The sequence below is a fragment of the Pseudomonas sp. NFACC51 genome, assembly GCF_900103575.1.
Taxonomy (GTDB): domain Bacteria; phylum Pseudomonadota; class Gammaproteobacteria; order Pseudomonadales; family Pseudomonadaceae; genus Aquipseudomonas; species Aquipseudomonas fluorescens_Q.
In genome coordinates, this window is record NZ_FMXH01000001.1 from 179,101 (window position 1) to 193,098 (window position 13,998).

General features: G+C 63.4%; 11 protein-coding genes. 10 read left to right on the forward strand and 1 reads right to left on the reverse strand.

The genetic code is table 11. The features are described 5' to 3' along the window. Positions 1–41: 41 nt before the first annotated feature. Positions 42–413 carry a c-type cytochrome gene (locus BLT00_RS00865; RefSeq protein WP_072347652.1) on the forward strand — a complete coding sequence of 124 codons (372 nt, stop codon included), beginning with the start codon at positions 42–44 and terminating at the stop codon, positions 411–413. Between the two features lie 115 nt (positions 414–528). Then, entirely contained in the window at positions 529–1,827 is a 1,299-nt protein-coding gene (locus BLT00_RS00870) for a D-arabinono-1,4-lactone oxidase (protein WP_175456228.1), read from the forward strand. Positions 1,828–2,043: 216 nt separating this feature from the next. Here the strand turns inward: BLT00_RS00870 and BLT00_RS00875 are convergent, their stop codons facing one another. After that, entirely contained in the window at positions 2,044–2,988 is a 945-nt protein-coding gene (locus BLT00_RS00875) for a SphA family protein (protein WP_072347648.1), read from the reverse strand. Between the two features lie 205 nt (positions 2,989–3,193). On the opposite strand from BLT00_RS00875, the gene BLT00_RS00880 reads away from it, so the two are divergent. From BLT00_RS00880 to BLT00_RS00915, 8 genes are all read left to right on the forward strand, one after another. Beyond that, positions 3,194–4,231, forward strand: coding sequence for an AraC family transcriptional regulator (locus BLT00_RS00880; RefSeq protein WP_092145567.1), 1,038 nt, complete (start codon positions 3,194–3,196; stop codon positions 4,229–4,231). 91 nt (positions 4,232–4,322) lie between these two features. Further along, complete coding sequence (locus BLT00_RS00885; RefSeq protein WP_092145569.1) at positions 4,323–5,294, forward strand: Gfo/Idh/MocA family protein; 972 nt, start codon at positions 4,323–4,325, stop codon at positions 5,292–5,294. Between the two features lie 171 nt (positions 5,295–5,465). Then, positions 5,466–6,083 carry a transcriptional repressor LexA gene (lexA, locus tag BLT00_RS00890; RefSeq protein ID WP_013692700.1) on the forward strand — a complete coding sequence of 206 codons (618 nt, stop codon included), beginning with the start codon at positions 5,466–5,468 and terminating at the stop codon, positions 6,081–6,083. After that, positions 6,083–6,715, forward strand: a complete 633-nt coding sequence (imuA, locus tag BLT00_RS00895; RefSeq protein ID WP_063322020.1) for a translesion DNA synthesis-associated protein ImuA — start codon at positions 6,083–6,085, stop codon at positions 6,713–6,715. The genes lexA and imuA overlap by 1 nt, the downstream gene beginning before the upstream one ends. A gap of 7 nt (positions 6,716–6,722) precedes the next feature. Further along, positions 6,723–8,144 (forward strand): Y-family DNA polymerase, encoded by a 1,422-nt coding sequence (locus tag BLT00_RS00900; RefSeq protein ID WP_092145571.1) that lies wholly within the window; start codon positions 6,723–6,725, stop codon positions 8,142–8,144. Continuing rightward, complete coding sequence (locus BLT00_RS00905) at positions 8,120–11,218, forward strand: error-prone DNA polymerase (RefSeq protein WP_218189600.1); 3,099 nt, start codon at positions 8,120–8,122, stop codon at positions 11,216–11,218. Before BLT00_RS00900 ends, BLT00_RS00905 begins: the two co-directional genes overlap by 25 nt. A gap of 276 nt (positions 11,219–11,494) precedes the next feature. Then, on the forward strand, positions 11,495–13,606 hold the full coding sequence (locus BLT00_RS00910; RefSeq protein WP_092145575.1) for a PAS domain-containing hybrid sensor histidine kinase/response regulator: 2,112 nt from the start codon (positions 11,495–11,497) through the stop codon (positions 13,604–13,606). Between the two features lie 96 nt (positions 13,607–13,702). Next, positions 13,703–13,984 (forward strand): hypothetical protein, encoded by a 282-nt coding sequence (locus BLT00_RS00915; protein WP_063322016.1) that lies wholly within the window; start codon positions 13,703–13,705, stop codon positions 13,982–13,984. Positions 13,985–13,998: the final 14 nt, after the last annotated feature.

Here is a 13,998-nt window from a genome sequence, read left to right on the forward strand (position 1 = left end):
AACAAGAAAGGCGCAACCCTTGCGCCGCCAAGAGGGGCCTTATGTCGGCAATCACGCCTTCCTTCCTGCTTCGAACCGCTGCCGTCGTATCGTTCGGCGCGTTGCTTGCCGCGTGTGGCGATGAGGCCAAGCCGCCCGCGCCCACGGTATTCACGGCGATGCCCAGCGATGCGGCGTTGGCTCAGGTCTACGACAGTAGCTGCAAGCTCTGCCACGCCAACCCCGGTGCCGGGGCGCCGTTGACCGGCGATACGAACGCCTGGGCGCCACGGGTGGCCCAGGGCGCCGACACCCTGCTGGATCACGCGATCAACGGCTACAACGGCATGCCTCCGATGGGTTTGTGCATGCACTGTTCCGAAGAACAGTTCCTGGCCCTGATCGCCTTCATGTCCGGTCATCACTTCCAATAATAACTACGGGTACTACGGCATGACGATGGATTACTCACGGCGTCGGTTGCTGCAACAAGCCGGCGTTGTCGCGGCCTTTACGGCCCTGGGCAGCCAGGGCGCCCTGGCCGAGTTGATGCGCGCGCCGCGGCTGATCCCCTGGCGCAATTGGTCCGGTGCGCAGAGCTGCTTGCCGGCGGCGCGCCTGGCCCCCAAGGACCTCGATGAACTGGTGAACGTGGTGAGGCGCGCCGAAGGGCGGATTCGTCCGGTGGGTTCCGGCCATTCCTTCAGCGCCCTGGTACCCACTGACGGCACCTTGTTGTCGCTGAGTTTTTTCAGCGGCCTGTTGGCTCATGATGCCGCCAGCCTGCAAGCCGAGTTCGGCGGTGGCACGCTCATGTCCCGCATGGGGCCGGCGCTCAAGGCCATCGGCCAGGCACTGCCGAACATGGCCGACGTGGATTACCAGACCCTGGCCGGTGCCATCGCCACCTCGACCCACGGCACTGGCAAGGCCTTCGGCTCGTACGCGTCCCAAGTGGTCGGCCTGCAACTGGTGACGGCCAGCGGCGCGGTCCTCGATTGCGATGCCCAGCGTCATCCAGAAGTGTTCAAGGCCGGCCGGGTGTCCCTTGGCGCGCTGGGGCTGGTGACTCGCGTGCGCCTGCAGAACCGCGCCGCCTATCGCTTGCGCGAGCACCAGTGGGTGGCGAAAACCGAGGAGTTGCTCGAGGACGTGGGCACCAACACCCGGGACAACCAGCACTGGGAAATGCAGGTCGTCACCCATTCCGACTATGCGTTGTCGATCACCCTGAACGAAACCACGGATCCGGCCACGCCGCCGATCAGCCCCGAGGAGGAGGGCGGCAACGATTTCGTCAGCCTGATCGAAAACCTCGACAAGTACGGCAGCGACTTTCCAACGATCCGGCGAGCGCTGCTCAACAGCCTGCGGCTGGTGGCCGATTTCGACGACCGGGTCGGTGACTCCCATGACATCTACGCCAACGCGCGCACTGTGCGCTTCAACGAGATGGAGTACTCGGTGCCGGCCGAATACGGTCCGGCGTGCCTGCGGGAGATTCTGGCGCTGATCCGCGACAAGGACCTGCGCACCTGGTTTCCCATTGAGTACCGCTACGTGAAGGCCGACGACATTGCCCTGAGCATGTTCGAAGGCCGGGACAGTTGCTCGATCTCGGTGCACCAGCATTATCAGATGGACCATCACAATTTCTTTGCCGCCATCGAGCCGATCTTCTGGAAATACCAGGGCCGTCCGCATTGGGGGAAATTGCATTCCCTGAACGCCAAGGCACTCCAGGCGCTGTACCCGCGCTGGACGGAATTCACCGAGGTGCGCCAGGCGCTGGACCCCAGCGGCAAGTTCCTCAATGGGCATCTTTCATCGATTCTGGGTTTGAGCTGAAGGAAGAACCTGTGGGCGCGAGCTTGCTCGCGATGGCGGTGCATCAGTCATTCCTGTCAGGCACAAAACCTGTGGCGAGGGAGCTTGCTCCCGCTGGGCAGCGCAGCGGCCCCAATCGGATAACACTGCTTTCCAGACAGATCGCGTCAGCCGGTTTACGACGGCTACGCCGCCGAGCGGGAGCAAGCTCCCTCGCCACAGGTGCTGTGAAACACTCTAGAACGCAAACGGAATACTGACCTTGGCCCAGAGCATTTCGCCCTCGGTGCGGTTCTCCACTGCAAACTCCTTGGCCCAGCGGATTTCGGCGCTGGCGTACTTGAGGAAGGTCAGGTGCAGCGCAGGGCCGATGGCAAAGACCTGGCCGCGTACGCCGTCGTCGACGTCCTGCCCGGCAAATTGCACGGTGCGGCCGTACTGTTTGTCGTCGGTGGTCTGTTTGAGGTAGTAGCCGTTGAGCCCCAGCATCACGTTGTCGGTCACGCGGTAGCTGGCGGAATAATCGAAGTGGAAGATCTGCCCCGAGCGGTAGTCGGTGTCCTTGTTCTTGCGGTTGAAGCTGTAGGTGGTTTTCATCGACACCTCGGTGTTTTCCGTGGGTAGCCAGGTGAAGGAAAACAGCGGCTTGTAGGTGTAGAAATTGTTGCTGGTATTGGCCAGTCGATCGGTGCTGTATTCGCCGGTCGGCACGGTGATTTCCACCGCCGCGGCCAGGGTCAGGTTCTTGCCCATGTCCCAGAGCACGATGGGCGAAATCGTGGTGTCGCCCATGCCTTCGCGGGTGTCGTGCAGGCCGAATACCGAGACTTCCTGCTTGATCCAGGGTTGGGCGATGTAGATCCCCGCGCGCCCACCGGCCACCCGCAACGGGCTCAGGTAATCGATGCGCGGGACCACTGCCGTGGATTCGATTTCGACATCCGGCAGTTCGCCGCCCAATGAACTGATGTTGAATTTCCGGGCCTTGTAATGGTTGTAGTAGAGGTTGAACGCGACCATGTGGTCCGGAAGGCTGTCGACCTCCAGCGGCAACACAAAAAAGCCGTCGGTGCCCGGGCCGATGTTGTCCACCCCCGATTCGGTAGCCAGGGCGGGCAGGGCACCGCCGCAGGCCAGGCCGAGGGTCAATTGCAAGGCGAATGTCGTGCGGATCGGGTTCATGTGGGGGCTCATTATTATTGTTGGAGATGCACCGAAAGTCCGAGCCATACAAATAAGCCGTTCGCCGCCAACAGGGCAGGGTATTGGCGGCCATACAGGGGACTTGGGCGGCCAGATTTTTGTGCCCCACGATCCGCCGGGGCATGCTAACTTTGTGAAATAACCGGTTACAAAAACGCGACCTAACGTCCTCCGGAACCCGCCCATGCAGATGAAAGTCATCGACCCGACCTATGAATTGGCGTTGGTATCGCCATTCCTGCTACAGACCCTGGCCGAGGTTGTGGCGGACAAGGGCTTCGATGCCGCCAGCCTGTGTCGCGGTCTGGGGGTCGGCCTTGATGATCTGCAAGATCCCGCCCAGCGCATTTCCCACCGCCAGGCCGTGGTCATGATTCAACGGGCGCTCAAGCTGTTGCCCGAGCAGGGGCTGGGGTTGTGGGTGGGGGACCGCAACGTGCTTGGCACCCTCGGCCTGCTGGGCCACGTCCTATCATTGTGCGAAACCCTGCGCGATGCCTTTGCCCTGGGGGTTCGTTACCAGCACACCACCGGTGGCATCGCGGTGACCAGCGTCGAAGAAGCCACTGGCCGGATCATGGTCGAGGCGACCTGCCGGCTGCCTTTCGCCGAGATCCAGGTGTTTGCCGTGGAAGAGTTCTTCGCCAGCCTGATGGTCTATGGCCGGGCCCTGGCGGGGCCCGATTTCAAGCCCCTGGCCGTGGAGTTCATGCACGCCGCGCCGTCCTATGCCCAGGAATATCAGCGGATCCTGGGACCGGATGTGCACTTCGGTTGCCGACACAATCGCATGCTGATCGACGTGCGCTGGCTGGATATGCGTTTGCCCAATCACCACTCGTTGGCCCTGCGCCAGGCATTGGCCTTGCTGGAACAGGAAGCCATCGAAGTTCACCAGAAGATTGACCTGATCCAGACCGTGGAACGGGCAATTGCCCGAGACCTGACCCGTGGCAGCCACATCGAGAAAATCGCCGGTGATCTCAACATGAGCAGCCGCACCCTGCGTCGGCGCCTGAGCGAGCACAACCTGACCTTCGAGACCTTGCTCGAACAGGTGCGTCGCAGCCGCACCCTGAACCTGTTGGCCAATCCCGAGCTGTCCATCGAGCGCATCACCGAAGAAGTCGGCTACAGCGATGTGCGCAGCTTCCGCCGGGCGTTCCGGCGCTGGACAGGCATGAGCCCGAGCGCGTTTCGCAACGAAGGGCAAACGTTGTAGCCAAGACATTCAGCCTGGGGCTGATTAAACTCCTGCCTTTTTTGAGGGGCTTCATTGCGCAGCCGGTGGCCTTGATTCCATGAGTCAAACGATGAAAACGGTACGCTGGGGCATGATCGGGTGTGGCAGCGTGACGGAACGCAAAAGTGGGCCGGCCTTCTACAAGGCGCCCGGTTCAGCGCTGGTTGCGGTGATGGGGCGACGTCTGGAGGCCGTGTCCGATTATGCTGAACGCCACGGCATCGCCAGGTTCTACACCGACGCGCAGGCACTGATCGATGATCCCGAAGTCGATGCGGTTTACATTGCGACGCCGCCCGACAGTCATTTCAGCTATAGCCTGCTGGTGGCTGCTGCCGGCAAGCATTGCTGTGTCGAGAAACCCATGTCCCTCAATGTCGCGCAGAGCCGGGAAATGCAGCGCGTATTCAACAGCGCCGGGGTGCAGCTGTTTGTGTCGTACTACCGGCGCTCGCTGCCGCGCTTTTGCAAAGTGCGGCAATGGATCGAGCAAGGATGCATCGGTGACATCCGGCATTTGACCTGGACGCTGACTAAGCCCGCGTCATTGGCGGATATCAACGGCGCGACCAACTGGCGTACCGATCCGGCGATTGCAGGCGGAGGTTATTTCACGGACCTGGCCTGCCATGGCCTTGATCTGTTCCAGTTCCTGTTGGGGGACATCGTCGAAGTGGCAGGTCTCGCCGCTCGCCAGAACGGCTTGTATCAGGCAGAAGATGCGGTCGTGGCCAATTGGCGTTTTGCCTGCGGAGCCACAGGCATGGGCTGTTGGAACTTCGTCGCTGACCGACGTGAGGACCGCGTGGAGGTGATTGGCAGCCAGGGGCGGATCAGCTTCTCGGTGTTCGATGAGGCGCCGCTGCAACTGTGCACGGATACCTCCGTCAGCCTCGACATTCCTCATCATCCTGAGCATATCCAGTGGCACCATGTACTCGGCATGAATGCCCATATCCGTGGTGAGTCGAAGCATCCCGCCGTGGCCGAAGAGGCCTTGAAGACCGACTGGGTGATGGACCGCATTCTCCAACGCCGTTGAGGCGAGCCCGCGCGGGCATAACTCATGTCGAACGGCGTCCCTTCACCGGCGCGCTGTTCCCACGGTCGCTGCACAGCCGAGCGGGAGCAGGCTCCCTCGCCACAATGATGGGTACAGGCAAACTGTGAACTGACTGGCGGCGCTTGTCAGAAAAATCCTTAAAGAGTACAAATGTACTCCATGACGACTCTCACTCCTCGCCGCACCGCCATCCTGACCTTCATCCGCGAACGCATCGCCGATCAGGGCCAGCCTCCCAGCCTCGCTGAAATCAGCGAGGCGTTCGGTTTTGCCTCCCGCAGTGTGGCGCGCAAGCATGTGCTGGCGCTGACCGAAGCCGGTTTCATCGAGGTCAATCCGCACCAGGCCCGGGGCATTCGCTTGCTGAACCAGCCACCACGACCCGAGCTGCTGGACGTGCCGGTGCTGGGGCGAGTGGCTGCCGGGCTGCCGATCGGCGCCGATGCCGAGGTCCACAGTCGCCTGATGCTGGACCCGGCGATTTTTACCAAGGCGCCGGATTACCTGCTGCGGGTCCAGGGCGATTCGATGATCGAGGACGGCATTCTCGACGGTGACCTGGTGGGTGTGCAGCGCACGCCGCAGGCCGCCAACGGCCAGATTGTCGTGGCGCGCCTGGATGGCGAAGTCACCATCAAGCGCTTCGAGCGCATTGGCGAGCGGGTGCGTTTGTTGCCGCGCAACCCGGCCTACCAGCCGATCATCGTCGAGGCCGACCAGGACCTGGCGATAGAAGGGGTGTTCTGTGGCTTGGTGAGGCAAGGCTGATGGGCGCTGTCGTTGCGCTGGACACGCTGTTCAACGGCGGCCAGGTCTGGAAGGGCCGGCCTGCGCCGCCAGCCGCCAGCCCGCAACCCACCGGCCATGCGGCACTGGACGCGGCGTTGCCCAGTGGTGGCTGGCCGGAGGCGGCCTTGACGGAACTGCTCATCGCCGCGCCGGGCGTGGGTGAGTTGCAACTGGTGTGGCCGACCCTGGCGCGGCTGTCGGCGGCGGGGGAGCGGATCGTGCTGGTGGCGCCACCGTTCGTGCCCTATCCCCAGGCCTGGCAGAACGCTGGCGTCGACCTGCGTCAGTTGTCGGTAATCCGCGCCGATGAGCGCGATGCCCTGTGGGCCACCGAACAATGCTTGCGTTCTGGCAGTTGTGGCGCGGTGCTGTGTTGGCCCCGCCAGGCGGATGACCGGGCCTTGCGTCGTTTGCAAGTGGCGGCGGAAACCGGCCAGACCCTGGCGTTCGCCTGGCGCTCGATCCAGGAGGCCATCAATCCGTCGCCAGCGGCGCTGCGCATCGCCATCGATACCCGGCCTGCGCAATTGCGCGTGCTCAAATGCCGCGGCGGGTTGGCTCGTTCGGCGCCGATTGCCTTTGCCACGCTCGCCACACAAACCGGGCATTGAGGTTGCGATGCGCTGGGTCTGTATTCTCTTCCCGCAATTGGCGCTGGACGCTGCGCTGCGTCAGCGCCCCGATCCCGATCAGCCCCTGGCATTGCTGACCGGTCCGGCCCAGCGTCGGGTGCTGCAAGCGGTGAATGCGCCGGCACGAGCCCTGGGCTTGCGTCCAGGCCAGACCATGACCGCCGCCCAGGCCTTGAGCAAAGGCTTTGCCACCGTCGAATACGACGCGGCGCAAATCGAACACTGGCAACAGTTCCTGGCGGCTTGGGCCTACCGTTTCAGCGCCCAGGTCAGCGTGCATTATCCGCGTACGCTGCTGTTCGAGATCGAGTCGAGCCTTGGCCTGTTTGGCCCCTGGCCGGTGTTCGAGGCGCGCTTGCGGGCCGAGCTGACCGAGCTGGGCTTTCGTCATCGCATCGTCGCCGCTCCCAATCCGGTGGCGGCACGGGTGTTGGCCAATGCCTATGACGCCCTGGTGGTGCCCGACGCCGAGACCTTGCAACAGTGCCTGGGAGACATGCCTGTGGAGCGTATCGGCCTGGAACCCGACGTCGCCACGGCGCTGTCGCGCATGGGCCTGCGCCGCTTGAGCCAGGTCCAGGCCTTGCCCCGGCAGACCCTGGCGCGGCGCTTCGAGGCCCAAGTGCTCAAGCACCTCGACGCGTTGATGGGCCATCGCACCCTGGCGCTGTCGTTCTACCTGCCGCCGGACCGTTTTGATGTGCGCATCGAGCTCAACTATGACGTGCAATCCCATCAGGCGCTGTTGTTCCCGTTGCGCCGGCTGACCGGTGACTTGTCGGCCTTCCTCTGCGGGCGCGACAGCGGCGTGCAGCGCTTTGACCTGCACCTGGAGCATGCCGGGTTGCCGGATACAGTGATCAAGGTCGGCCTGCTCAGCGCCGAGCGGGCCCCGGCGATGCTCTTCGAACTGGCCCGCGGTCGCTTGGAACAGGTGCAGGTCGAGGCCCCGGTGCGGGGCTTTCGCTTGTGTGCCGAGGACCTGCCGAGTTTCGTGCCCCAGCGCCTGGAGCTGTTCGACGAACGTCCCCAGCAATCATTGCCCTGGGAGCAACTGCGCGAACGCTTGCGGGCCCGGCTGGGGGATGAGGCCGTGCAGGGCCTGGGGTTTCGCGACGACCATCGGCCTGAGTGCGCCTGGCAGATGACCTCCCAGCCCCGCTCCCAGGCTTGTCCGGTGCGCGACGGCGTGCAGCGTCCCGGCTGGCTGCTGGAGGAGCCCCAGGCATTGGCGCAAGGTCAGGCGCACATCCTCATGGGCCCCGAGCGCATCGAGACCGGTTGGTGGGACGGCGCGGATGTGCGTCGTGACTATTACCTGATCGAAACCCGCCGCGGACAACGTGGCTGGGCCTATCGAACGGTGGGCGAGGGCGGGCCGCTGTGGCTGCAGGGCTGGTTCGCATGAACGTTGAGTATGCCGAGCTGCATTGCCTGTCGAACTTCAGCTTCCAGCGCGGCGCCTCCAGTGCCCTGGAGTTGTGCCGTCGCGCCAAGCAGCAGGGCTACCAGGCCCTGGCGATCACCGACGAATGCACCTTGGCCGGAATCGTCCGGGCCTGGCAGGCGGCCAAGGAGCTGGAGCTGCAACTGATCGTCGGCAGCGAAATCCAGGTCGAGAACGGCCCGAAACTGGTGTTGCTGGTGGAAGACCTGGAAGGCTATCAAGCCTTGTGCCGGCTGATCACCCGCGCCCGGCGGCGCAGCGAGAAAGGCCACTATCGCATCGTGCGAGAGGACTTCGACCAGCCCTTGTCGGGGCTGCTGGCGTTATGGATAGCCGAGGGCAAGGACGCCGAGGAACACGGCCGTTGGCTCCAGTCGATCTTTGCCGGGCGCCTGTGGCTGACGGTCCAGTTGCATTGCGCACAGGACGACCGCCGCCGATTGGCAGACTCGTTGGCGCTGGCCGAACGCTTGGGTCTTCCAGTTGTGGCCAGTGGTGATGTGCACATGCACGTGCGCGGCCGTCGTGCCCTGCAGGACACCATGACCGCCATTCGCCACCACGTCACGGTGGCCGAGGCTGGCCAGCGCTTGCACCCCAACGGCGAGCGTCACTTGCGCAGCCGCAAGGATCTGGCCGATCTCTATCCGCGGGCCTTGCTCGACGAAACCCTGAACATCGCCCGGCGTTGCACCTTCGACCTCGGCCAACTGCGTTACCAATACCCCCGTGAGCTGGTGCCCGCGGGGCATGATCCGGCGTCCTGGCTGCGGGAGCTGACCGAGCGCGGCATGCGCGAGCGGTGGAAGGATGGCGTGACAGACAAAGTGCGGGCACAGATCGACAAGGAGCTGAGCCTGATCGCCGAGCTGGGTTATGACAGCTATTTCCTCACCGTACAGGACATCGTCAGCTTCGCCCGCAGCCGTCATATTCTTTGCCAAGGGCGTGGTTCGGCGGCCAACTCGGCGGTGTGCTACGCCTTGGGCATCACCGAAATCGATCCCAGCCTTACCAGCCTGTTGTTCGAACGCTTCCTGTCCCGGGAGCGCAACGAGCCGCCGGACATCGACGTCGACTTCGAACACGATCGTCGCGAGGAAGTGCTGCAGTACGTGTTCCAGCGCTACGGTCGTCATCGTGCGGCATTGACGGCGGTGGTCAGCAGTTACCACGGCGCCGGGGCGGTGCGCGATGTGGCCAAGGCCCTGGGCTTGCCGCCGGACCAGGTCAACGCCCTGGCCGATTGCTGTGGCCGCTGGAGCGACGAGGCGCCGCCAGTGGAGCGTTTGCGTGAAGGTGGCTTCGACCCGGACAGCCCAGTGTTGCGCCGGGTCCTGAGCCTGACCCGGCAATTGATCGGTTTTCCCCGGCATTTGTCCCAGCACCCTGGTGGCTTCGTGATTTCCGAGCAACCCCTGGACACCCTGGTGCCGGTGGAAAACGCCGCCATGGCCGAACGCACCATCATCCAGTGGGACAAGGACGACCTGGACGCGGTCGGGTTACTCAAGGTGGACATCCTGGCCCTGGGCATGCTCAGTGCGATTCGTCGCTGTTTCGACTTGATCGAGCGCTATCGGGGCCAGCGCTACGCCCTGGCGTCGCTGCCCAAGGATGATCGGGCGACCTACGAAATGATCAGTCGCGCCGACACCATCGGTGTGTTCCAGATCGAGTCCCGGGCGCAGATGTCGATGTTGCCTCGGCTGAGGCCCAAGACGTTCTACGATTTGGTCATCGAAGTGGCCATCGTACGCCCCGGGCCGATCCAGGGTGGGATGGTGCATCCGTACCTGCGCCGCAGAAACAAAGAAGAGGCGGTGACTTATCCCTCTGAAGCGTTGAAGCAAGTGCTCAACCGCACCCTGGGTGTTCCCTTGTTCCAGGAGCAGGTCATGCAGATCGCCATCGTCGCGGCCGATTACACCCCGGGTGAGGCAGACCAATTGCGTCGCTCCATGGCGGCCTGGAAACGTCACGGTGGGTTGGAGCCCCATCGGGAACGCCTGGCGCAGGGGATGAAAAAAAACGGCTACACCGCTGAGTTCGCCGCGCAAATCTTCGAACAGATCAAAGGCTTCGGCAATTACGGCTTCCCGGAATCCCACGCCGCCAGTTTCGCCTTGCTGACCTACGCCAGCAGTTGGCTCAAATGCCACGAACCGGCGGCGTTCGCCTGTGCCCTGATCAACAGTTGGCCCATGGGGTTCTACAGCCCGGACCAGATCCTCCAGGATGCCCGCCGGCATCAACTGTCGATCCGCCCGGTGGACGTGCGCGCCAGCGATTGGGATTGCAGCCTCGAGCCCATGGACGGTCGACAACCGGCGATCCGCATGGGGCTGTGCATGATCAAGGGCTTTCGCGAAGAGGATGCCCGCCGTATCGAAGCGGCCCGCCGGCATCGGCCCTTCAGCGACGTGGCTGACTTGGGCGAGCGCGCGCAGCTCGATGCCCGGGCCCAGGCGCAATTGGCCGATGCGGGGGCTTTGCAGGGCCTGGCTGGTGATCGCCATCGTGCCCGCTGGGAAGTGGCCGGGGTGCAGAAACAACTGGGCTTGTTCGCCGGTTTGCCCTGCCAGGAGGAACCGCCCGTGGCCCTGCCAAAACCTACGCTGGGGGAAAACCTGTTTGCCGATTACACCACGCTCGGCACGACACTGGGCCCTCATCCATTGGCCCTGCTGCGCCCCGAACTGCGCGCACGGCGCTGCCGCAGCTCACGGGAGCTGCAAGAGGTGGAGCATGGCCGCAACGTCAGCGTCGCCGGGCTGGTTACCGGTCGCCAACGCCCGGGCACGGCTAGCGGTGTGACCTTTGTCACCCTGGAAGATGAATTCGGCAACCTCAATGTGGTGGTCTGGCGCGACTTGGCCGAACGCCAGCGCAAGACCTTGGTGGGCTCGCAACTGCTCAAGGTCGACGGGCGCTGGGAAAGCGTCGGCGAGGTCCGCCACCTGATCGCCGGGCGCTTGAGCGACCTGACCGAGTTGTTGGCGGGTATCCAGGTGCAAAGCCGTGACTTTCGCTGAGCCTCAGCAACACCGCCGTTTTGGTGGCGAGGGAGCTTGCTCCCGCTGGGCTGCGTAGCAGCCCCCCAAAAAAATGGTTTACGCAATCCATCAGGCACACCGCATCAGCCGGTTTACGACGGCTGCGCCGCCGAGCGGGAGCAAGCTCCCTCGCCACAGGATCGGGCCTGGATCGACCAGCATGAAACCAAACGCCAACCCAGCGCTCGAAGCTCTGATCCCAAGGGGTTTGTGGATGCCGACTCCCTGCAGGCATTTTGAGGTTCAAAATCGATCATGCAGTTTCTATCCCAAAATCACGGGTGCCCTGGATGGGGCGGTGAAATGGCCGGGCGTATCCGGGCGTTCGATTGGAGCCGGACCGAGTTGGGCGCCATCGAGCACTGGTCCGCCAGCCTGCGCAGTGCCGTCCAGTTGTTGCTGGCTTCGCCCCTGCCGATGGTGATGTTGTGGGGCCGCCAGGGCTTCATGATCTACAACGATGCCTATGCCGAGTTCGCCGGTGGCCGCCATCCTTACCTGCTGGGGTGTGCAGTGGAGTTGGGTTGGCCGGAGGTCGCCGAATTCAATCGGCATGTGCTGGACGTCTGCCTGGCCGGCGGCACCTTGTCCTACCGCAGCAAAGAGCTGGTCCTGCTACGCGATGGCAAGCCTGAAGATGTGTGGATGGACCTCTATTACAGCCCGGTGCCCGATGACGACCAGTCCCCGGCGGGCGTGTTGGCGATTGTGGTGGAAACCACCGAGCTCGTGTTGACCGAGCGCGCCCGGCAAGAGGCCGAACGCAGTTACCGAGCCGTCAACGAGCGCATCCAACTGGCCCTCTCGGCCGGACCATTGCTGGGGTCGTTCGTCTGGGACATCCAGGCCGACACACTGTCGGGCGATGAGCGTTTCGCCCGTACCTTCAACTACCCGCCAGACTGTTCGCTGGATGCACTGCCCATCGAAATTGCCCGCCAGCGCATCCACGCCGATGACCTCGAAGAGGTCAACCAGCGGATCGAACTGACCTTGCGCACGGGCATCCCCTACAGCGCTGAATATCGGGTGCGCCGCGTGGGCGGTGATTACCGGTGGGTGCTGGCCAGCGGTCGCTGCGAATTCGATGCCACGGGCAAGCCCTTGCGTTTTCCAGGTGTGCTGATTGACATCAATGAACGCAAGACAGCCGAAGCTTCGCTGCTCAAATTCACCCGCGACCTGGAACAGCGGGTCGCCGACGAGGTGCAGGCGCGGCTGGCGGCAGAAGAGCAGTTGCGTCAGTCTCAAAAGCTCGAGGCCATTGGCGGTCTCACTGGCGGCGTGGCCCATGACTTCAACAACCTGCTGCAAGTGATTGCCGGCAACCTGCACTTGCTGGCCCGCCACGAACGGGACAACGTCAACGTGCAACGGCGGGTCAGTGCCTCCATCGAAGCCGTGGAGCGGGGGGCCAAGTTGTCATCGCAGCTGCTGGCTTTTGCCCGGCGCCAGCCATTGTCACCGGCGGTCTACAACCCACGACGCATCTATGATGGCATGGGTGAACTGTTGCAACGGGCCTTGGGCGAAACCATCCAGATTGACGTGAGCTTGCCCCAGGAGCCCTGGTGCATTCACGTCGATCGCAATCAATTGGAAAACGCCCTGTTGAACCTGGCGATCAATGCTCGCGATGCCATGGGCGGCGAGGGCACCATCCGCCTGATTGGGGAGAACATCGTGCTCGATCAAGCGTTCTGTGCCGGCAAGGGGATCTCGGCCGGCGACTATGTCCGGCTGTCGGTGATCGACTGCGGTGCCGGCATGCCGCCCGAGATCCTGAAGCAGGTGTTCGAACCCTTTTTCACCACCAAGACCGATGGCCAGGGCACGGGGCTTGGACTGAGCATGGTGTTCGGGTTCGTCAAGCAGAGTGGCGGCCATATCGAGATCTCCAGCGACCTGGGCGAGGGCACGCGAGTACGGATGTATTTCCCTCGAAGCCTTGCGCCCGAAGCGGGCGAAGCCGAGCAACACGACGTGCTTCAGTCCGGCAGGCAAGAGACGATCCTGGTGGTGGAGGACAACAACGAGGTGCGCAGCGCGTCGGTGGAACTGCTGGAACAGTCCGGCTATCGGACCCTCACGGCTGCCAACGGTGATGAGGCGATGAAGCTGCTGCTGGAAGGCATCTCGGTCGACCTGATCTTCACCGACGTCGTCATGCCCGGCCTGATCAAGAGTTCCGACCTGGCCGCCTGGGCCAAGGTGCAGAAACCGCCGGTCCCGGTGCTGTTCACCTCGGGGCACACCCGGGACATCATCTCCCGGAATCATCAACTGAGCCCCGATACCCATTTGTTGAGCAAACCCTACGGCCCGGACGCGCTGACCCGGATGGTGAGGCGTGTGCTGGGCGGCTGATCGCGGCGCTGCAAACAAATGGAACCGAAGCCGTCGCGTCACCTTCGAATGTTCAAGACCGGTCATCCATCCGGCCCTGTCATGAACGAGGTGCCTATGAACGACGATCCCGCAAACACCCAGCAACAAGGCCAGACGCAAACCCCGTCCCCGCGCAATGACCCGGCGATCGATCCCAAGCTTGCGGCGGACTCATCGGACACCCAGCCCGTCAGCCCCGCCGGGACTGACCAGGCCCAGAGCGCGGCCCCGGAGGTCGATCAGAAGAATCTTCATCGGGACAACGACAATACCTTCAGCCCTGGCTTCGAGCCGGATCCAGATCGGCCGAAGTCCGGCGAAAGCACGGATGCGGATATCGACACCGACGGTGGTTAACCGCTAACCCGATT

Coding starts and splice junctions, on each gene's coding strand:
- BLT00_RS00900 (WP_092145571.1), top strand. CDS start 6,723: ATGCGCTGGGTCTGTATTCTCTTCCCGCAATTGGCGCTGGACGCTGCG.
- BLT00_RS00865 (WP_072347652.1), top strand. CDS start 42: ATGTCGGCAATCACGCCTTCCTTCCTGCTTCGAACCGCTGCCGTCGTA.
- BLT00_RS00885 (WP_092145569.1), top strand. CDS start 4,323: ATGAAAACGGTACGCTGGGGCATGATCGGGTGTGGCAGCGTGACGGAA.
- lexA (WP_013692700.1), top strand. CDS start 5,466: ATGTACTCCATGACGACTCTCACTCCTCGCCGCACCGCCATCCTGACC.
- BLT00_RS00915 (WP_063322016.1), top strand. CDS start 13,703: ATGAACGACGATCCCGCAAACACCCAGCAACAAGGCCAGACGCAAACC.
- BLT00_RS00880 (WP_092145567.1), top strand. CDS start 3,194: ATGCAGATGAAAGTCATCGACCCGACCTATGAATTGGCGTTGGTATCG.
- BLT00_RS00875 (WP_072347648.1), bottom strand. CDS start 2,988: ATGAACCCGATCCGCACGACATTCGCCTTGCAATTGACCCTCGGCCTG.
- imuA (WP_063322020.1), top strand. CDS start 6,083: ATGGGCGCTGTCGTTGCGCTGGACACGCTGTTCAACGGCGGCCAGGTC.
- BLT00_RS00870 (WP_175456228.1), top strand. CDS start 529: ATGCGCGCGCCGCGGCTGATCCCCTGGCGCAATTGGTCCGGTGCGCAG.
- BLT00_RS00910 (WP_092145575.1), top strand. CDS start 11,495: ATGCAGTTTCTATCCCAAAATCACGGGTGCCCTGGATGGGGCGGTGAA.